Genomic DNA, 22,760 nt, shown 5'->3' with positions numbered 1-22,760 from the left:
GCAAGCAAAGAAGCCGCCGCCGGAGAGGGTGGCGGCTCGTCGTACGAGAGGACGAGACCTCGCGTAAGCAGCACACAAAACGAACAAGAAGAAAGACCAAGTGATGAAGAAGACCACACGACGGGGTGATTGGCAGCGGCTCGCGCAAGCAGACGTGGCGCGTGAGCAATTGCATCTTGACGCTGCGATGACGCCTGTGCCGCGTGCCTATCGTTGGTGGCAGCGTGCGGTAAGTGCCGTCGTGGCCGCCACGCTCTTCGTCGGTCCCATCACTGTGACGGTCGAGCAGGGACGGGCCGCTGCTGGTGTCGTGGCCGCTGGCAGCAAGCGTCTGGACGACGAAGCTTGGCGCGTCGTGCAGGATCTCGCTACCTTGCGTGTCTCGTTCGCCATTCGCTTGGCGATGCAGGTGGCGGAGGCGGCGCCGATCGTCGATCCGCGTGCGCCGATTTCGTTCCAACCGACACTCACACAATCGACAGGCGCTGGCGGTGGCGTGCCCGTCGTCAACATCACTGCACCGAATTCAGCCGGTATCTCGCTGAACCAGTATCAAAGCTTCAACATTGATCCGGTCGGGCTGATCCTCAACAACAGCTTGATGTCGGGGACGTCGCTGACGGGCGGCAATGTTGCCGCGAATCCGAAGCTGAACGGACGCACGGCGAGCGTGATCGTCAACCAGGTCACCTCGACGGGCACCGCGTTCGCGAGTCTCTTGAACGGGCCGCTCGAAGTGTTCGGCGCGCCCGCCAACGTCATCATCGCGAACCCGAACGGTATTGCGACGCAAGGGACGGGTTTCACGAACACGATCGGCGTGACGCTCACGACAGGCACGCCGCAATTTTTGAGCAGCGTGGGTGGCACGCCGACCGACTTCACGCGCGGGCAGACGCTCGGCTACAACGTCACGGGCGGGCATATCCAGATCGAGGGCAATGCCGGCGTGAACGGGCCGGGGTCCGGCATCGAGGGCACCGTTGGCACGATCGACCTCATCGGCGAGACGATCGGCGTGAATGCGCCGCTCTACGCCGGTAATCGTATCAATGCGATCGCAGGGCGGCAGTTTGTGTCGCCGATGGCCATTGCAGATACAGGTACGACCTACACGACTGCGTCCAATGGCGCGGTGAACACGGCCGCGGCGATCAACGCGGCAAATGGCGCCAGCGTGATCGCGAACCATGGTTTCGCGATCGACGCGACGGCCTTTGGCGCGATGACGGCCGGCCAGATTCAAGTGATCGGCACCGCAGCCGGCATGGGCGTACGCACTGATGCCCAACTCGCGGCATACGCGAGCGATCTGACGCTCTCGGCCAACGGCGATGTGACGCTGGCCGGCAGCGCCGCTCAGCGTCAGGCGAGCGTGCAAACGAGCGGCAACGTCACGCTCACGGGCGCGAATGTAGGCATCGGTGGCTACGCGATCAACGCGAACGGCGACGTCACGTCGAGCGGCACGATTCTGTCGGGGCAAACACTGACGGTCACGGCCGGCGGCAGCGCGTCCCTCGCGAGCGCCCAGGCGAACAACGACGTCAAGGTGACGGCGGGCAGCATCGTGACCGGGGCGATCGAGACGAAGGCGGCATTGTCGCTGAAGGCTCAGTCCGGTGACGCGACGCTCAACGGTCCGACCCTGTCGCTCGGTACGCTCACCGTCCAAGCGGCGCGCGACGTGAACGTGGCGGGCCAAGTGGCAGGGGGCGGCACCGCCGTACTGACGGGCCAGCGCGATGTGACGGTTGGCGCCGCGCTCGACGCGGTCGGCGATACGACGTTGACGGCGATTGCCGGCAACGTGACGGCGAACGCGAATGTTTCGAGCGGCGGTACCCTCGCAGTAGCATCGGGCCAAACGATCGACCTGGCCGCGCAGACCGTCGCGCATAAGAACGCGATGCTGACGGCGGCGCAGGACGTCCGGCTTGACGGCTCGCTGGAGGTGGGCGGTACGCTGACGGCCAACGCACAGCGCGACATCGCGATCGACGGTGGCGCGCTCTCGGGCGCTGACGCATCGCTTACCGCGGGACGGCACGTGAGCATCGCGGGCGTTTTCATCGGCCAGTCGAACGGCACGGTGAAGGCCGGAGGTGATTTGAGTGGGGCGGGCGGACTGGCATTCGGGCAGCGCGCGGCGCTTGCGGCCGGCCATGATGTCGCGCTGACGGGTTCGTTGCTTGCAAACGGCTTGACCGTCACGGGCGCGAACAACGTCGCCCTCAACAACGTGCAAGCGGGCGACACGCTGGCGATCGAGGCAAACGGCTTGGCCGGTGCGGGCGACGTCGTGCTGAACGGCGGCGTCGCCTCGGTCGGTGCGATGACGGCGCAGGCCGCACGCGACGTGCTTGTCAACCGCGCGCTCGCCGGGGGGGCCGCGTTGACGCTGAACGCGCAGCGCGACGTCGCGATCGCCGCCAACGGCAGCGTGCAATCGGTCGGCGGCATGACGCTCGCGGCGACGGGTGGCGATGCCACTTCGGCGGGCGAAATCGATAGCGGTGCGGCGTTGGCGATTGCCGCCGGCAAAACCATCGGCCTGACCGGCGAGACGAGAACGGTCGGCGATACGACACTCACAGCTGGCAAGGGCATGACGCTTGGAGGCCTGCTGTCGGGCAAGGGTGCTGCGGCGTTGAAGGCTGGCGGCGACATCGTCGCGAGCGGTGCGAACCGTTTTGCGCAGGACGTTTCGGTCACGGCCGGCGGCGACGCCAATCTGAGCGGCTCGCTACAGGGCAACGCGATACGGATTACCGGCGGCAACGGCGTCGCACTGAATAGCGTGCAGGCCAATTCGACGCTGGCCGTGCAATCGAACGGCACGGACATCGCTGTGCTGGGCGGCGTGGCTGCACTGGGCGCGACCACGCTCAAGGCTGCGCGTGACGTGCAGGTCGCAGGCATTTTGTTGACTGGAGGCCCGCTCGGCATCGACGCGCAGCGCGATACCACCGTGAGCGGCGCGGCGCGCTCGATCGGCGACCTGACGCTGACGAACCGGATCGGGAGTCTGACGACGACCGGCGATGTGAACAGCGGCGGCAACCTGCACGCGAGCGCGGCACACTCGATCAGCCTGGGTGCGCGGACGATGACGGCGCAGGGCGACACGACGCTCACGGCCGGACAGGACATTACGCTGGCTGGCGCACTCGTCGGCAAGGGCAACGGTACGCTGAAGGCCGGTGGCGCCATCACCGGCGAAGGGGCGAGCGCGTTCGGGCAGAGCGCGACATTCAACGCCGCCGGCGACACGCATCTCACGGGGCTGTTGCAGGCGAACTCGATTCAGTTGACGAGTGGCAACGACGTTTCGTTGAACAACGTGAAATCGGGGTCGACGCTGACGATCCGGGCGAACGGCGGCAATGGCGGTGGCGATCTGACCATCAACGGTGTCGCGAGCGCAACAGGCGCGGCATCGTTGGCGGCGCAGCGTGACGTGACGCTGGCCGGTTCGCTCGCGGGCGGCAGCACGGTTGGCGTCAGCGCGAAGCGCAACATCGGACTGACCGGGACGTTGCAAGCATCTGGCGATCTTGCGTTGTCCACTGTCGCGGGTTCGATCGACTCGACGGGCACGACGCTCGCGATGAGCGGCTTGAATGCGGTGGCGGGCGAGAACCTGAATCTCGGCGGCCTGACGGCGGTGACGAAAGATACGACGCTGCAGTCGGGCCGAAACCTCACGATCGCGGGCACGTTGATCGGTGGGGGCAGCGCCGCGCTGACGGCCGGCGGCGACATCGGCGGGGCAGGTAACGCGGCATTCGGCCAGGCGGCCGTGCTGAGTGCTACCGGCAGTATCGACCAGACCGGCTCGATTCAGGCGAGCACGCTAAAAGCCACCGCCGGCAACGACCTGACGCTGAACAACGTGCAGACGTCCGGCATGCTGGCCGCGCAGGCGAGCGGCAACGCGGGTGGGGGCGATGCCACCTTGACAGGTACCGTCAACGCGGCCGGCATGGTCACGCTGCAGGCCGCGCGCGACGCCGCGGTGAAAGGCGGGTTGGAGGGCGGCGCGAGCGTGGCGCTGACTGGCGCGCGCAACGTTGTCGTGAGCGGCACGGCACACGCGGCGAGCGATATGACGCTCGGTGCGACGAACGGCGACATCGCGACGACGGCGACGAGCGCGCTTGGCAGCGGCGGCCGGATCATCGCGAACGCGGGCCAGGATCTCGCGCTGGGCGGCCTGGTGACGGCCTCCGGCGACACGGCGTTGTCGAGCGGGCGGGATCTCTCGCTTTCCGGCAACGTGAATGGCAAGAGCAACGGCAGCCTGATAGCCGGTCGCGACCTGAGCGGAGCAGGGGCTGCGGCGTTCACGGGGAACCTGACGTCGTCGTCGGGGCGGGATACGGCGTTGAGCGGACTGCTGCAGGCCGCGAGCGTGCAGTTGACGGCGGCGCATAACGCGAGTGTCCACGACGTCGAGTCGGCATCGACGGCGACGTTGCGCGCGAAGGGGCAGGCGGGGCAGGGGGACTTGACCGTGACGGGCACGCTCGGCGCGCCCGGCGCGGTTAGCCTGCAGGCGGCCGAGGATGTGTCGATCGCCGGCAAGGTCGCGGGAGGCGCGGCCGTGACGGTGACGGGGGCGCGCAACATCGCGGTCGGCGGCGCGCTGGAATCGCTCGGCGACATGGCACTGAACGCGGCGAGCGGCAATCTCACCGCCACAGGGGGGATCAACAGCGGTGGCTTGCTCATCGGGAAGAGCGGGCTCGACCTTGGTCTTGGCGCATCGACGAGCGCAGTGGGTGACGCCACGCTGACGGCGGGACGCAATTTGACGCTGGCCGGCACGCTTGTCGGTGAAGCCAATGGCTTCATGAGCGCGGCTGGCGGCATCAATGGCGCAGGTACGCAGGCGTTCAAGCAGCGCGCGGTGTTGAGCTCGGGGGGCGATATCGCGCTGACGGGCAGTCTGCAAGCGAACCAGATTCAGGCAACGGGTGGCAACGACGCGGCGTTGAACAACGCGCAGTCGATGACCACGATCGCCGTCGAGGCGCAGGGCCATGGTGGCCAGGGCGATGCGCGCCTGACGGGGGCGGTGGCCGCCGTCGGCGCCATCACCATGACGGGCGCACGCGATGCAACGAGCAGCGGCACGTTGAACAGTGGCGCGACGGTCACGCTGAGCGCACAACGCAACGCAGCGGTGCAGGGCACGACGGCGGCGGGCGATCTGACGCTGACGGCCGTGACCGGCGACGTGACGACGGGCGGTGCGGTGACAACGGGCGGGGCCTTGCTGGCGCGCGCCGGACGGGATCTCGGCCTGGGCGGCCAAGTGGCGGCGTCGACCGATGCGGTCTTGAACGCGGGCAGCACGCTCGCGCTGAGCGGTGCGCTTGCCGCGCAAAGCAACGGCACGCTGACGGCGACCGACATGACCGGCGCGGGCTCGGCGGCATTCGGCAAGCGCGCAACGCTTACGGCGTCGCATGACGTCGCGTTGACTGGGGCGTTGCAAGCGGCCTCCGTGCAGGTGACGGGCGGCAACAACGCGGGCCTCGGCAGCGTGCAGGCCACGGCAGGCACGCTGGTGATGACGGCGGGCGGCAATGCCGGCCAAGGCGATCTGACGCTCGGCGGCAACGCGGCCGCGTTGGGCGCGGCCGTGCTGAAGGCGACACGCGACATCGTCGCCGGTGGGGCAATCGATAGTGGTGCAGCGGCGACGCTCACCGCGCAACGCGATGCGCGCGTCGCGGGCGACATCGCGGCAACCGGCGACCTGATGCTGACCGCGCAGGCTGGCCGAGCGAGCGCAGCCAACGTCACGACCAAGGGCAATCTGACGGCATCGGCCGGCGACTCGCTGGCCTTCTCGGGGCTGACGACGGCCGGCGGCAATGCGGCGCTGGGCGCCGGGAAGGACATGACGCTCGCGGGCGGGATCGGCGCGCAGGGTGCGGGTGAGCTGACGGCGGGCGGCAATCTGACGGCCGGTTCGGCCGCATTCGGACAAACGGCGAAGCTGCGCTCCGGGGGCACGATTGCCGTGACGGGCGCGCTCAACGCCAATGGCGCGCTCGACGCGCTCGCCGGCGCCGATCTGACGCTCGGCTCGGTGAAAACGAATGATGCGCTGACGCTCCAGGCAAAGGGCGGCAACGGTGCGGGCGACGTGACAGTGGGCGGCACAACGTCGTCGGGCAAGGCGATGCAGGTGAGCGCGGCGCGTGATGCCGCGCTGAACGGTGCAGTGACGAGCCTGGATGCCGCGACGCTTACTGCGCAGCGGAATCTGACGCTTGGCGGCCCGCTGACAGCCAACGGCAAGACGGTGTTGACGGCGACGACCGGCGCGCTGAACGCGGCCGGGTCGATCACGACGGCGAGCGGTCTGAGCGCGGTGTCGGGCGGCGCGATGTCGTTGAACGACGCGCTGGTGAACGGCGACACGTCGCTCAATGCCGGTGGTGACATGCGGCTCGCAGGCACGTTATTCGGGTTGGGCAGCGGGACGCTCGTCGCGGGTGGCAATCTGACTGGTGGGGCTGCGCTCAGCTATGCGAAGGACATGACGGCGAGCGCCGCACAAAACCTTGCGCTTGGCGCGATTCAGGGCGCGGGTGCGCTGACGGCGCACGCGGGGGGAGACCTGTCGCTCGGTGCCGTGACGGTTTCCGGCGACGGCGCGCTGACCGCGACGCGCGGTAGCGTGACGCTGAACGGTGCCGCGATGACGGGCGGTGCATTGACCGTGCAGGCGGCGCAGAACTTGACCGCGAGCGGCATCGGCAGTGTGGGCGCGGTGACGCTGACGGCGGCGAACGGCAACCTGACCGCGTCCTCCGTGTCGAGCAACAGCGACGCGACGCTACGCGCGGGGCAGGCGCTGGCGCTGACGGGCACCAGCAAGATCGGCGGCAATGCCTCGCTGACGGGCGGCAGCGTGACGCTGGGCGGCACGCTGACCGGCTCGAAGAACGTGACGGTGGCGGCGAGCCAGGGTGCGCTTGACGCGTCGGCCGCGCAACTAAACGTGACGGGCGATGTGCAGTTGTCGGGGGTGAACGTCAGTACGGGAGGGGTGATCGCCGGCGGCCGGCTGAGCGCCCAGGCATCGAGCCAACTCGTACTGAACGGGTCGACGATCGCGGCGGGTGCGGTGACGCTCGGCGGCCGCGATGGGCTGCAAAACAACGGCAAGGTGCTCGCAGGCGGGGCACTGGAGGTGAATGCCGGCGCGCTCACCAATGCGGCGGGAGCATCGCTCGCCTCGACGATCGGCACGACCGTCAATGCGTCGAGCATGCGCAACGCGGGTCTCATCAATGGCCCGACGACGACGGTCAACGTGACGCACTCGCTTGTCAACAGCGGTGGGGCAGTGATGGGCACGCACGCCGTGAACGTGACGGCGGGGCAGCTCGACAACAGCAACGGGTTGCTGTTCGCGGGCGATCCGAAGACGAGCGGGCCGACCACGGGCGACGTGTCGCTGACGGTGACAGGGGGAGCAGGGGCGTTCGACAACACAGGAGGCCGCCTGCTCGCGCAGCGCAACGCGACGCTCAATCTGTCGAACACGGCGTTTGACGCCTCGGGCGCGGGCGGCGGCACGATCAGCGCGGGTGGCACGCTCGGCATGACGGTTCAGTCGTTGTCGCTCGGTGGCGACTGGAACGTCGTGGCGAACGGCACAACGATCAATGCGCTGCAGAGCTTTTCGAACGCCGGCACGCTGACGAGCAGCGGGATGCTGACGATCGCGAGCAACGGCGCGCTGAACAACAGCGGCAAGATCATCGGCGGCACCGACGTGGCACTGTCGGGGGCCATCAGCAATGCGGCAGGCGCGGTGCTGCACGCGGATCACGACCTGAACTTGTCGGGCAGCGTGACGAATCGCGGGACGGTCGAGGCGTCGAACAACGTCAACGTCAATGGAGGGAGTTACGACAACCAAGGCGCGCTCACGCAGGCGCTCGGCAATCTCAGCTTCAACCTTAGCGGAAGCCTGTTGAACAACGGCGGGACGTTGCAGGCGACCCATGACATCGCGATCCATGCGGCGCAGGTCGTGAACGATCAGGTCGGAGGCGGCGGCGTCACATCGAACACGCGAACCGTGGCCGATGCGGAGGTGTTGTGGCAGACGGTGATCGGATTGACGTCGACCTTCCGGGACGATGCGACCGGCATGGGCAAAACCGGCGGCCATTTCTGGCACCTCATCCAGAAAGACGCGACGCTGGGTGATCTGTTGTCGCCGACCGGATGGGCGTCGCCCAATTGGGCGCGCTATGCCCCGATCCATCGCAACGGAACGCCTTTCGACATTCCATTCGCCACGCCGGTCGCGGACAGCGGCAATGTGACCTTCGCGCTCGTCGACGGCGCCGGCTGGCGCGTCGATACCGGCAATATCCCAGGCACGGTCGAGCGGCGAACGGTTGCCTTGCCGACGGTCACTGAGACATCGACGACGCAACAAGGGGGGACGGCCGGCATCATCTCGGCTGGCGGCAATCTTCAGCTCACCGCCAACGGGCTGTCGAATCGCGGCGGTCAAATTGGCGCGGGCGGCAACTTCACGCTGAATCTCCAATCGCTCGACAACGGCGCTGTCGCGTCGAGCGTCGCGCAGCAGACGACTTATCAGGTCGACCAGAACTCGCTCAACGCATTCATGGCGACGCTCCAGTCGATGGGCAGCGGCTTCGTCGACGCAGGCGATCCAAGGATCACCGATACCAAGATTCGATTAGGTATCCGTATCGATATGAGCGGCGGGGTCCGTCCGCCGATGGCGTTTACGCCACAAGGCGCGTCGCGAGTGACGACGGTGACGACGAGCGGCACGACCGGTCTCATCGTCGCGGCCGGCGACATGGTGTTCAGCGGCGGTAGCAATCTGACCAACGCGGGCACGATCTACGCCGGGCGGGATCTCTCGATCGCGTCGGGAACGCTGACCAACCAGGGCGGCTATTCGCAGCAATACACGACGAGCGCCAGTTGCGCGGCCGGCGTGGCGAAAGAGGCATGCGGCGCCGCCACATCGGTGCACGATGCCAAGACGGCCCACACGACATTCGGCTACGAGCAGGACAACGCGACGATCTCGGCCGGGCGCGATCTCGTGATCGCCGCTGGCCAGATCAACAACACTTACGGAAACCTGCTCGCCGGGCGCGATCTCATCATCGGTGGGGTCGGCACGACCGCCAATTCGACGACACCGGCGAGCACCCTGACCAACACCTCGGGCAATATCGTCGCGGGCCGCGATATTCAGCTGAATGTGTCGGGCAAGATCACGAACACGCTGCCACCTCCGGCGAAGATTCACGAGAATTACGGCACGAAGGAAAAATACGCCGGCTGCATGACCGCCGGCGGCTACAAAGAAAGCTATTGCGAAGGCTATGTCGACCAGCAGTCGGCCAATTCGTCGGTGATCAGCGCGGGGCAGAACCTGACGATCGAGGCAGGCAGCCTGACGAACATTGGCAGCCTGATCTCGGCCGGTAACCTGGCAAAGGTCGACGTGGCCGGGCCCGTCGTCAACAGCGCACAGACGCTCAACGCGTACTGGCACTCGCACTGGGTGCAGAAGACCGGCTGGTTCAGTAGCGACAAGCGGCACGACATCTGGGCTTGCGGCAGCGCGGCCGAATGCACGGCGCTCTACGGCAGCGCGTACACGAACGTGGGCGGCGTCATCGACCCGCCGACGCCCTTGGGCAACATCGCGGCCACGATCCAGGCACCGAACCTGAACGTGACGTCGGGCGGCCAGATCGTCAACGTAGGCAACGTGATCGGACAGCAGGTGACGCTGGCCGGCACGAAGCTCGTCAACGGCATCACGGGCAATACCTACACGCCGCAGGTCGGTCACCCGTCACAGGTCATCAGCCTGAGCCCTGTGACGACGCCGGGGCTGAATCTGTCGATTCCGAACACGGTTGGCGGCAAGTTGCCCCCTTCGCAGGCGCCGAACGCGAAGCAAGGTGCGGCGACCTATGTCGAGAGCAATATCGCACAGACGTCGATGGCAAACATCGGCCCGCAGACGCTGCTGGACAACTTGCCGGCAAACCTGAAGCCGGCCACGACGCTGTTCTACTACAACCCGCAGGCGGAGGATCTGCGCTTGCAGCAGGCGGCGCTGACGCAGACGGGGCAGGCGAGCTTCGTGAACGGGTTGTCGTATGACGCGAAGAACCAACTGTCGGTGACGGATCAGTCGAAGCTGGTGCTTTATCAGAATGCGCTCGATTATTCGAAGGCGAACAATCTGAAGCTCGGGACGGCGCTGACGCAGGCGCAGGTTGGCGCGCTCGACAAGCCGATGCTGTGGTACGTCGAGCAGACAGTTCCGGAGCCGGGATGCACGGTGTCGGGCGATGGCGCGAGCTGCCCGATGACGACGGTGCTGATGCCACAGGTGTACCTGCCGTCGAGCACGCAGGCGCTGTCGGCTGGCGGCAACATCATCGGCCAGAACGTGACGCTGAACTTCAAGGACAGCGTGCTGAACACGGGCACCGTCAGCGCGAGCGATACGCTGGTCGTGAAGACAGGGACGTTGACGAACCGGCAGAACAGCGTCGATGTCGGCGAGATCTGGCAGAAGGTCGACAAGGGCTACGTCAAGACGACGGGCACGCAGGCGCAGTCGGGCGGCTTCATGAGCGCGGCGAACCTGGAGCTGGATGCCGATGAGGTTCACCAGATCGGCGGTGCGCTCCAGAAGCTGAACGCCGACGGCAGCGTCGATCAGGCGGGCACGCAGGCACTGCTGGGCCACCTGCAGGCGCAACTGGGCGGCAGCTTCACGCAGAGCACGGTGACCGACCACCTGCACACCGAGTTCGTCAAGGAAGGCGGCGGCTTGCCGCCGGTGGCGGTGATGGCGATCGCGATCGCCGCCTCGATCGTGACGGGCGGCACGGCAGGCGTCGCGCTGGCTGGAAGTATGGGTTTCGGCGCGGGCACGCTGGGCGCCGCAGTGGTGTCGGCGGCGGTCGGCGGGATGGCGGGCTCGGCTGCCGGCCAGCTTGCCGCGGGGGACGGGATCAATTTCGGCCAGGTCATCGAGGCGGGAGCGATCGCAGCCGTCACGGCAGGACTGACGAGGGGCATCAACTACACCTCGGCCAACGGGTTCAGCTTGTCGGGGTTGAGCGACAAGATTTCGCCGAATAGCCTCGGGTCGCTGGCCGGCATCCAGAGTGCCGGAAACGCGCTGCCCGGAGGGGTCACGCAGGCGGCTTCGGCGGCCGCGAGCAACCTTCCGCAGCAATTGGCGGCGATGGGCGCGACGGCGGCGATCAGCGCTGGCGTGCAGACGGCGGTCATGGGCGGCAGCTTCGGGCAGGCGCTCAAAGGCAGCCTGATTTCCCAAGCGGCGGCGGCAGGAGCCGAGGAGATCGGCGATAAATTCGACGGCGGCAAGGACAGCTGGGGGACGATCGAGGACCCGACCTATGTGATGGCGCACGCGGCGTTGGGCTGCGCGGTATCGGCGGCCAGTGGCACGGGATGCGCGGGCGGGGCGATCGGCGGCGCGACGAGTGCGCTGGCGTCTCCATGGCTTACCTATGGGGTGTCGCAGACCGGGTTGTCGGACAGTGTGCAGAATGCGCTCGTCGCGGGGCTGGCAACGCTTGCCGGCGGGACGGCCGCGAACCTGCTCGGGGCGGACTCGACGGCGGGGGCGGTGGCGGCGCAAAACGAGGCGCTCAACAATACGCTTCAGCACAAGGACAAGGTTCTTGCAGCGATCAAGAAGACGCTGAGCATGAACCGGACGCTGGCTGCGAAGTACAGCGCCGACACGCTGCTGAAAGCGGCCGAGAACGTCTATGGGGCGGGCGGCGGCAAGGACGGGATGAATATATGGAGGAACGAGGCTGACGCGAAGGCGGCGACGGCGCAGCGTGGCACGACCTACTACCGGGATGCTCAGGGGAACTTCGTCGAGCGCTGGAACGTGCCAGTGGGGGCGGAAGACGTTGCGCGAAACATCGTCGACAATGCTGCTTACACGTACGGGCCGCAGTATGCGGGCGTAGCGCACGACAATTTCGGCCAGCTGATGTCTTCGTGGGAGAAGTCGTTCGGTTCCGATCCGTCGTCGAACTTCCAAGGCGTCAGCGAGGCAGCTGCGATGGGGGGGCTGGGCGCATTTGGCTCTATTGCCAAGAAGGATGGGGCGGCGCTTGCCACAGCCACAGACCGTGCAGTTGTCACTGGTAGTGCAGGCGTCACTGGCGTACCCGCTAACGGTGCTACGCGTACGGTTCCTCTGGGTTTCACAGCCGACGCACAGTTTCATGCGGCTGCGCAAGACCTTCAGAATGCGCTCACGGAGAGCGGTATTACTGACGCGACAATTGGCGTCCGCGGCAGCTCCGTTACGGGCAACAGCCTGACGAAGGGCACGACTTTCGGCCCGCAAAGCGACATTGACTTTTATATCGAAAGTAAGCAGCTTACAGATGGCTACACCACGTCCAAGAACATTCCTGGCTTCGTTCATCCGGGCAAGATATTGCCGGATTACCCCTTGCTTCAAGATTGGGCACACACTTGGTCGAATACGCTCGGCCGAGATGTGACGCCAGGTGCATTTGTGCCAGGCAAGTTGCCAAGCCAGCCTTCAATTGTTGTCAAGCCCATTGGGCATGCGGGAGGGTGAATTAGATGCGATACGTTAATTTGCTCGGTGCGCACACCGACTATGCAAACTTGAGGTTGTTTGCGAACGCATTTTTTGATGCGCTCGAAATAACGGATGGGGAAGAGCGTGAAAGCGCAAATTATGTTGATGGCTATTACCTGAAAGGCTCGTGCGGCGGCATGGTGTTCGTCGTTGCGTTGTCTGATGAAGCGGCGCACGAGGATTTGCCGTACTGGATTCACATATCGGCAGAGGTGGGCGAGTTGGGCGATTTGGAAGCAGCGGTTTCGCAATTGATGCGAGACAAGGCATTGCCGGCCGGGTTTCGTTTGGCCCATATCGCCAACTTCGGCAAGCGGGGCGAGCAGAGAATCGACTACTGAGCTCCACGCTGCACTGAAGGCACCGTGAGTGCGTCTTCAGGAGTTCGGTAGGAAAGGGTTTTAAAAGAGTTGGGCGGGTAATTGGCGCTGAAAATTAACGAGCGCCAAGCAGTACGAGTAACGAACAAAGCAACAAGCAAGAAGAAAGACCAAGCATGAAGAAGACCACACGACGGGGTGATTGGCAGCGGCTCGCGCAAGCGGACGTGGCGCGTGAGCAATTGCATCTTGACGCTGCCATGGCGCCTGCGCCGCGTGCTTATCGTTGGTGGCAGCGTGCGATAAGTGCCGTCGTGGCCGCCACGCTTTTCGTGGGTCCCATCACTGTGACGGTCGAGCAGGGACGGGCCGCTGCTGGTGTCGTGGCCGCTGGCAGCAAGCGTCTGGACGACGAAGCTTGGCGCGTCGTGCAGGATCTCGCTACCTTGCGGGTCTCGTTCGCCATCCGCTTGGCGATGCAAGTGGCGGAGGCGGCACCGATCGTCGATCCGCGTGCGCCGATTTCGTTTCAACCGACACTCACGCAGTCGACAGGTGCCGGCGGTGGCGTGCCCGTCGTCAACATCACCGCGCCGAATTCAGCTGGTATTTCGCTGAACCAGTATCAAAGCTTCAACATCGATCCCGTCGGGCTGATTCTCAACAACAGCTTGATGTCGGGGACGTCGCTTACGGGCGGCAACGTTGCCGCGAATCCGAAGCTGAACGGGCGCACGGCGAGCGTGATCGTCAACCAGGTCACCTCGACGGGCACCGCGTTCGCGAGTCTCTTGAACGGGCCGCTCGAAGTGTTCGGCGCGCCCGCTAACGTCATCATTGCGAACCCGAACGGCATCGCCACGCAAGGGACGGGTTTCACGAACACGATCGGCGTGACGCTCACGACGGGCACGCCGCAATTTCTGACGGGTGTGGGCGGTACGCCGACCGACTTCACGCGCGGGCAGACGCTCGGCTACAACGTCACGGGCGGCCATATCCAGATCGAGGGTAATGCCGGGGTGAACGGGCCGGGTTCCGGTATCGAGGGCACTGTCGGCACGATCGACCTCATCGGCGAGACGATCGGTGTGAATGCGCCGCTCTATGCCGGTAATCGCATCAATGCGATCGCAGGGCGGCAGTTTGTGTCACCGACGGTAGTCGCGGATACGGGTACGACTTACGCAACGTCGTCTAACGGCTCCGTGAACACGGCCGCGGCGATCAACGCGGCAAATGGCGCCAACGCGAACCACGGCTTGGCGATCGACGCGACAGCCTTTGGCGCGATGACGGCCGGCCAGATTCAGGTGATCGGCACCGCAGCCGGCATGGGCGTGCGTACCGACGCACAGCTCGCGGCGAACGCGAGCGATCTGACGCTCTCGGCTAATGGCGACGTGACGATGGCCGGCAGCGCCGCGCAGAAGCAATTGAGTGTGCAGTCGAGCGGCAATGTGACACTCACGGGCGCGCATGCCGGCATCGGCGGCTATGCGATCAACGCGAGCGGCGATGTCACGTCGACCGGCACGCTGCAGTCGGGCGGCGATGTGAGCATCAACGCAGGCGGCAACATCACGACTGACGGCAATGTGAACCTCGATGGCAATCTTGCGCTGTCGTCGGGACAGACGACCACCATTGCCTCGCAGGCTACGGCGAAACAAGCCGTCACGCTGACGGCGGGGCAGGGCATTGCGGTGACGGGGGCGCTTGCGAGTGGCACGAGCCTGAACGCGACCGCGCGAGGAGCGTTTAGTGTGCCCGGTTCGCTTCTGGTGGGCACGGATGCGACGATTGGCGCAGCCAGCTTCGACGTGCCGGGTGTGCTGATCGCTCAGCGCAACGGCAGCGTCAACTCGCAAGGGAACATCACCAGCAGCGGCTCCATGGCGTTTGGCCAAAACGGCACGCTGACAGCAGCCAATGATGTCGCCCTGACCGGCAAGCTGCTCGCTAATGGCCTGCAGGTGAATGCCGGCAACAGCGCCTCGTTCGCAAGTGTGCAGGCAGGCGGGGCCTTTAACGTGACGGCGAACGGCGCGGCGGGCGGCGGCGACGTGACTTTCAACGGCAACGCAGCGACCGTTGGTAATACTGCCGTGACGGCCGCACGCGACGTGCTCGTGAACGGTACGCTCGCCGGTGGCGCGCAAGTCGGACTCACGGCGGCGCGGAACGTGACCGTGGCTACGGCCGGCACGGTGCAGTCGGTCGGCGATACGACGATCGCGGCTACGACAGGTAGCGTTACCTCGACGGGCTCGTTGCAAAGCTCCGGCAAGCTCGCGGTGCAAGGCGCACAGAACGTGTCGCTGACGGGCTCGACGAGTGCGGTGAGCGATACGACGCTCACAGCGGGCAACGACCTGACGACCGGCGGCTCGCTCGCCGGCAAAGGCGGCGCGACGCTGACGGCCGGGCACGACGCGAATCTCGGTGGCAACAATGGCTTCACGAAGGACACGACGGTCAATGCCACGCACGACGTCAATGTGACGGGCTCGCTGCAGGGCAATGCGGTCGCGTTGAACGCTGGCAATGCGGCGACGCTGAACAACGTGCAGGCGAACGGCGCGTTGACGGTGACCACGAAGGGCTCGGCGGGTAGCGGCGATATCGCTGTCAACGGTAAGGTGGCCTCGCTCGCGAGCGGCACGTTGAATGCCGCACGCAACCTCGCGGTGAACGGCACGCTGACGACGGCGACGGGGCTCACTGCAACGGCCGCATCGAACACCTCGATCGCGGGCACCGTAAAGTCGAACGGCAACGTGACGTTCACGAACACGAGTGGGTCGCTCACGAGCACGGGTTCAATCGCGGCGGGTGGCGACTTGTCGATGAACGCGGCGCAGTCGATCGCTCTCGGCACCACAGCGGCCCAGTCCAGCACGTCGGCGCTCGGCAACCTCGCTTTGAGCGCGGGGCAGAACCTCACGATGAACGGTTCGCTCGTCAACCAGGGCAACAGCACGCTGACGGCGGGCGGCACGATCGGCGGCGCGGGTAGTCTCGCGTTCGGTCTCGCCGCGATCCTGCGCTCGGGTGGCGACACGAACCTCACCGAGTCGCTGCGCGCAGCGACGATCCAGACCAACGCGGGCGGCACGGCGACGTTCAACAACGTGCAGGCCGGTTCGACCCTTGCGCTGAACGCTCAACAGGACCTGAACACGACTGGGGCAGTGAACAGCGGCGCGACCGTCGCGCTCAACGCAGGGCAGAACCTCAACGTCGGCGGCTCGCTGCAATCAGCAGGCGATGCGAACTTGAGCGCAACGAGCGGTGCGGCAACGTCGACAGGCACGATCGCCAGCAATGGTGGGTTGAATGTACAGGCTGGCACGGACGTCAACCTGGGTGGCACGGCCACCGCTGCGCTCGATACGAAGCTCACCGCGACGCGCGACGTCAACGTGACGGGCACGCTCAACGGCAAGGGCAATGGCGCGCTTACCGCAGGCCGTGACATTGGCGGCACAGGAAAGATGACGTTCGCGCAAGCCGCGACGCTCACGGCCGGCCGCAACGTCGCGCAGGGCGGTCTCGTACAAGGCAATGCCGTGCTCGTGTCTGCCGCTAAGGACGCCTCAGTCAATAGCGTCGAGTCGGCGACGACGCTCAATCTCGTCGCTGGCACTTCGGGCGCCGGCAACCTGACCGTGAATAGCGCGGCCGGCTCGGCGGGTGCGCTCGTCGCGAACGCTGCGGGCGACGTGACGATCAGCCAAGCTGGCAAGCTCGCGGGCGGCTCGACCGTCGGCGTTAGCGCGCTGAACAACGTCAACGTAGCGGGGGCGATCGAATCGGTCGGCGACGCGACGCTCAAAGCACAACAAGGGAGCCTCAACGCAACGGGTGGCCTGAATAGCGGCGGCAAGCTGTCGATCACGACGGGCCTCGATGCGTTGCTCGGCGCGAGCACGACGGCGATGGGTGATCTGAACTTGAACGCGGGGCGTGATGCGCAGCTTAACGGCACGCTCGTGGGCCAAGCGAACGGCACGATCAGCGCCGGGCGCGATATCACGGGCGCCGGCACGCAGTCGATCACGCAAACGGCGCTCATCACGGCACAGCGCGACATCGCGTTGACGGGCAAGCTCCAGGCCAACACCGTGCAAGTGACTGGCACGGATAGCGCCGCCCTGAACAACGTTACTTCGAGCACGACGCTCACGTTGACCGCCAACGGCAACGCCGGCAATGGCGATGCATCGATCACGGGCGTAGCGACGGCACCGGGTGCTGTCACGCTCACGGCAGCGCGCGACGTAATGATCGGCGGCACGCTCGGCAGTGGCGATACGGCGACGCTCACCGGCAAACGCAACGTTACGGTGACGGCGGGCGCGGGTGGCGTGTCGTCGACGAATGACTTGAACGTAACGGCGACGAACGGCACGGCCGCGCTCGCTGGTACCACGAAGGTGGGTGGTGCGCTGGCGGTGACCTCGGGGCTCGATACGCAGCTCGGTGGCACGCTCGCGGTGACCAAGGGCGTGACGGTGGGCGCTGGGCGCGACGTCAACGTGACGGGCGCACTCGCGGGGCAACAGGGCGGCACCTTGACGGCGGCCCGTGACATCACGGGCGCAGGCTCGGCCGCATTCGGGCGCGATGCGACCGTGATGGCTTCGCACGATGTGGCACTGACCGGCTCACTGCAAGGCGCGAACGTGACGGTGACGGGCGCGAACAATGCAGGGCTGGGCAGCGCGCAGGCGACGACCGGCAACCTCGCGGTGACGGCGAAGGGCAATGCGGGCGGCGGTGACGTGACGTTCGGCGGCGCGGCAACGGCGTTCGGCACGATGACGCTGCAGGCGGCGCGCGATGTCGGCGTGACGGGCGCGGCTAACGCGGGCGGTGTGACGACGGTTAGCGCCACGCGCAACGCAACGCTAGGCAGCGTCAATTCGACGGGTGATCTGACGATCGGTGCGGGCGGGAGTATTGGCGTTGCAGGCACTGCGAAGACGAACGGCAATCTCACCGCGACGGCCGGCAACGATCTGTCGATGGGGGCGGTGCTGGCGAGCGGCGCAGTAGCGTTGCAAGCTAAGGGCGGCAACGGCGCAGGAGATGTGAGCGTGACGGGCACGCTCGGCTCAGGAGCCGCGGCGACGGTGACGGCCGCGCGTGACGTGACGGTCGGCGGTAATGTCTCGACCGGTGGCAAGACCACAGTGACCGCCTCGCGCAATTTGACGGTTGGCGGCAATGTTGGCCTTGGCGGTGACGCCGCACTCACGGCCACGAACGGCAATCTCAGCGTGACGGGGACGACGGCGAGCACGGGCAAGCTCAACGCGAGCGCGGGTAGTGCGCTCGCGATGGGGGGCTCGCTCGTGAATGGCGACGTGACGCTGACCTCGGGCGGTGCTGCGACCCTGACTGGCGCGTTTTACGGCTTGGGCGCTTTGAACGTCCACGCTGGCGGTGCGATCGCAGGTGGCGGTGCGCTGACGTTCACGAATGACATCACGCTCAATGCCGTCAACGGCGGCATGACGCTTGGCGCGATCGATAGCACGGGGCAGTTGACGGCGACTGCGAACGGCGACATGACGCTTGGCGCCACAACCGCAAAGGGCAACGTCACGGCCACCTCGCAAGCAGGCAGCGTGACGTTTAACGGCGCGGTACTGTCGGGTGGCAATGCCCAGATCCAGGCCGCCAACGACGTGACGGTCACGGGGAGCGTCGGCTCCAAGGGCGCGCTGAACGTCAAGGGGACGAACGGCAATGTCACCGTAGGTGGCGCGTCGTCCAACGGCGACGCATCGCTGACGGCCGGGAAAAAGCTGACGCTGAGCGGCACCAGCGTCGTTGCTGGACAAGTGGATCTTTCCGGCCACGACGTGACGTTGAGCGGTTCCGTATTGGGGTCGAAGAACGTCACTGTATCGGCACAAGGCACGCTGGACAGTAGCGCGGCACAACTCGTGTCGACGCACGATATGCAGCTGTCAGGCGCGGATGTCACGCTCGGCAACGTGTTGGTCGGCGGCGCGTTGAATGCTAACGCTTCCAATCAGCTGGCACTGGTGGGCAAGACCGTCGGTGTCGCCGGCAATACGACGTTCTCGGCACAGAAGACATTCAGTAACTCGAGCAACGTGTTTTCCGGCGGTGCGCTGAAGGTCTCGGCACCGAATGTCGTGAATGCCGCGAAGGCCTCGCTGGCATCGCAAAGCACGGCAACCATTACCGCCACGAACTTGACGAACGCTGGGGTAGTGAGCGGCGTGACGACGAACGTCAGCGTGGCGAATGCGTTGACGAACGGCGGTGGATCGTTGATGGGCATGAGTGCCTTGACCATCAACACCGGCTCTTTGAACAATGCGAACGGGCTGATCTTTGCCGGTAACCCGACCACACCGAATGGACCGGTGACGGGTGACGTGTCGCTCACGATCACTGGTGGAAATGCTGCGTATTACAACGCGAATGGGCAGTTGCTTGCACAACGCAACTTCGCGATCGACGCGGAGCATGCGGCGCTGGATCTGTCGCAAGGGACGATCAGCCAAGGTGGTCAGCTGTCGATTACGGCAAACGCAATCGATGTTACTGGCACGTGGAATTACGGCGGACAGGGCGTTTCCGTCAACGCGCTAAATGGCATGACCAACAGCGGAACGATTAGCGGGACCGCGCCCTTGACGCTCACAACGGGCGGTACGTTCACGAACTCCGGGCAGGTCACGGGTAACGACGTGACGCTCAACGGGACATTGAACAACGCGGCCAACGCACTCGTGCACGCCGATCACGCGCTTGCGATCAACGGCAACGTGACCAATCGCGGGACTGTAGAGGCGGGGAGCAAGACGGCGCCGGGCGTCGGCTCGATGTCGGCGACGGGCTGGTCGTATGACAACCAAGGTGGGACGACGCAGGCGCAAGGCGACGCTACGTTCAACCTGACGGGCACGCTGCAGAACACAGGCGGGTCTATCTTCGCTGGGCATGACATCAGCATCAACGCTGCGTCGGTGGTCAACGATCAGACGGCGCCGAGCGGGTCGGCGACTACTACCACGACGGTCATCGATTCGTCGTTGCTGTTATCGGCCGCAGCAGGGACCGAAACGTACTGGCAACAGTACAAAGATTCGTCGGGTTCGAATACATTCAACGCTTCGTTGGGAACGTTGCTTTCTCCTACGGGAATGCAATTGAGTGATGCCGGACCAAGCATCATCTGCACCAGCTGCTCTCAACCGGTCGCCGGCTCAGGGGCCGTTACGTTCAACGAGTACAACGTACAGGTCGGAGAGAGTAGTCAGACTGGAGACGCTAGATATGCCAATCTCTGGTACGTTGGCACGAGCCCGGACCCGAAGGCGATCGCCTCGAAGACGCTTATATTGCCCGACGTCCATGCGTCGACAACTACGCTGAAGCCCGGCACGTCCGGTGTGATTTCGGCGGGTGGATCCATTTCTCTGACCGCCAATTCGCTTTCGAATCAAGGTGGACAGATCTCTGCATTGGGCAACGTCTCGCTCAAGGTGCAGGCGTTGAGCAATGGGGCCGTCATGCCGACGGTAGTCAGCCAGACTACCGAATATGTTGATGCAAACCAGCTCTCGAGCTTCTTCGCACAGTTGAAGTCCCTGGGAACGATTGCTGTCAAAGGCACGGGTAACCCGACTGGGACGATTTGCGACGCAGACCACTCCTGCGCGATTGTGGACGTTCTTCCACCGACGATGTTCGACATCGCTCCGGGGGCGGCGCCCACGGCGAACGGAACGATAACGTCGTCCTTTCCGACCGGGACGATCGTAGCCGGCAACAACATGACTGTTGCCGGGGGCAATCTCGTGAATGCGGGTTTGCTTTACGCCGGCAACGTCGTCGACATTCAAGCGCAGACACTTACCAACCAGGGCGGAAATCGCCAGAACTATTCGTCGCAAGTCGGTTGCGCGTCTGGTGTACCCAACTACGTGTGCGGCTTTTGGGGGCACCCGCGCGGTGATAACCCGACGGGCACCACATTCACGTATACGCAGGACAACGCGACGATCTACGCAGGACATGATCTTGTCATTGCTTCGGGGCAGGTCAACAACACTTACGGGAATCTTCTCGCCGGTCACGACATCGTCATCAGCGGCGTCGGTTCGACGGCTGGGGCAACTGTTCCGGCCACGAGCCTGAACAACACGTCGGGCAACATAGTCGCCGGCAACGACATTACGCTGAATGTCTCGGGAGCCATTACCAATACTCTGCCGCCGCCCGTCCAGATTCACGAGAACTACGGCAAACGGGAGCAATACAACGGCTGTATGACGGCTGGTGGCTACAAGGAGAGCTACTGCGAAAGCTACGTCGATCAGCAGTCGGGCAACAGCTCCACGATTAGCGCAGGGAACAACCTGCAGATCAACGCGGGCAGTCTCACGAACATCGGTAGCCTGATTTCAGCCGGCACGAGCGCAAAGATCAATGTTGCGGGCCCCGTCGTCAACGAGGCACAGACTCTGAATGCCTATTGGCACTCGCATTGGGTGCAAGAGACGGGGGACTTCAGCGACGATAAGCGTCATGACATTTGGGCCTGCGGTTCGGTAGCCGACTGCACGGCGCTGTATGGCGATGCATATACGCACGTGGGTGGCGTGATCGATCCGCCGCAGCCGGTGGGCAATATCGCCGCGACGATTCAGGCGCCGAATCTCTCGATCAATTCCGCCGGGGAGATTCAAAACGTTGGGAACGTGCTGGGCACGTCGGTGGCGCTGACAGGGCAGAAGCTCATCAACGGCATCACGAAAGCGAACACCTATACGCCGCTCGTGAATGCACCGTCGCAAGTCATTGCGCTCAGTCCGCTGACGCTGCCAGGACTGCACGTGTCGCTGCCTCACGTGATGGGGACCGGCGGACCCGAGAAGTTGGAGGCAGGCAAGGCGTCGTATTTCGATGCACCGCTTGTAAGCTCAGCGGGCTATAGCGCGCAAAACCTGCTCGACAAGTTGCCGTCGTCGCTTCAGCCGGGCACGACGCTGTTCTACTACAACCCGCAGGAAGAAGACCTGCTGTTGCAGCAAGTCGCGATGCAGCAGACGGGCAAGGCCGCCTTCGTCGATGGACTCTCGTATGACAGTCAGAACCAGCTGTCAGTGACCGAGCAGGAGAAGGGTTACCTGTACGGGAACGCACTCAAGTACGCAAACGCGAATGGCCTGAAGCTGGGTCAGGCGCTGACGCAAGCGCAGGTGAGCGCGCTGGATAAGCCGATGCTCTGGTACGTGGAGCAGACCGTGCCGGATCCCAGTTGCACGGCGACGGGTGTAGCCACGTGCCCGATGGTGACGGCGCTGATGCCGCAGGTGTATCTGCCGGCCAATGCGAGCGCGCTGTCGGCGGGCGGCAACATCGTGGCGAGCGACAGCCTGAAGCTGGACTTCGGTGACGCCAAGAGCGGCGGCAGCGTGTTGAATACGGGCATGATCGCGTCGGCCGGGTCGCTGACGGTCAATACGGGAACGCTGACGAATCGCGCCAATCAGGTTGACGTTGGGCAGGTCTGGGCCAACGCCGGCAAAGACGTTGACGCGGGGTACGAGGAGACCACGGGCACGAGGGTGCAGCCCGGCGGGTTCATGAGCGCCGCGGCGGGGCAGATGTCGCTGAACGTGGCACAGCTCAATCAGATCGGCGGCTTGCTGCAAGAGGTCAATCCGGACGGC

At 65.1% G+C, this 22,760-nt stretch carries 3 protein-coding genes; all 3 read left to right on the top strand.

Annotation, left to right across the window (positions count from 1 at the left end; genetic code table 11):
- The first annotated feature begins 103 nt into the window (after positions 1-103).
- Positions 104-12,691, top strand: coding sequence for a two-partner secretion domain-containing protein (locus D7S89_RS17990; RefSeq protein WP_121279511.1), 12,588 nt, complete (start codon positions 104-106; stop codon positions 12,689-12,691).
- Positions 12,692-12,696: 5 nt separating this feature from the next.
- The gene (locus D7S89_RS17985) at positions 12,697-13,056 is read left to right on the top strand and encodes a hypothetical protein (protein ID WP_121279509.1); all 360 of its coding nucleotides are present in this window, start codon (positions 12,697-12,699) and stop codon (positions 13,054-13,056) included.
- A gap of 155 nt (positions 13,057-13,211) precedes the next feature.
- Positions 13,212-22,760, top strand: a 9,549-nt coding sequence (locus D7S89_RS17980; protein ID WP_121279507.1) for a two-partner secretion domain-containing protein, incomplete at its 3' end; no start/stop codon positions are given.

It is taken from the genome of Trinickia fusca (assembly GCF_003628145.1).
GTDB classification, from domain to species: Bacteria; Pseudomonadota; Gammaproteobacteria; order Burkholderiales; family Burkholderiaceae; genus Trinickia; species Trinickia fusca.
Note: the sequence above shows the minus strand (reverse complement) of the source record. Positions and strands in the feature narration are given on the sequence as shown.

Coding starts and splice junctions, on each gene's coding strand:
- D7S89_RS17985 (WP_121279509.1), top strand. CDS start 12,697: ATGCGATACGTTAATTTGCTCGGTGCGCACACCGACTATGCAAACTTG.
- D7S89_RS17990 (WP_121279511.1), top strand. CDS start 104: ATGAAGAAGACCACACGACGGGGTGATTGGCAGCGGCTCGCGCAAGCA.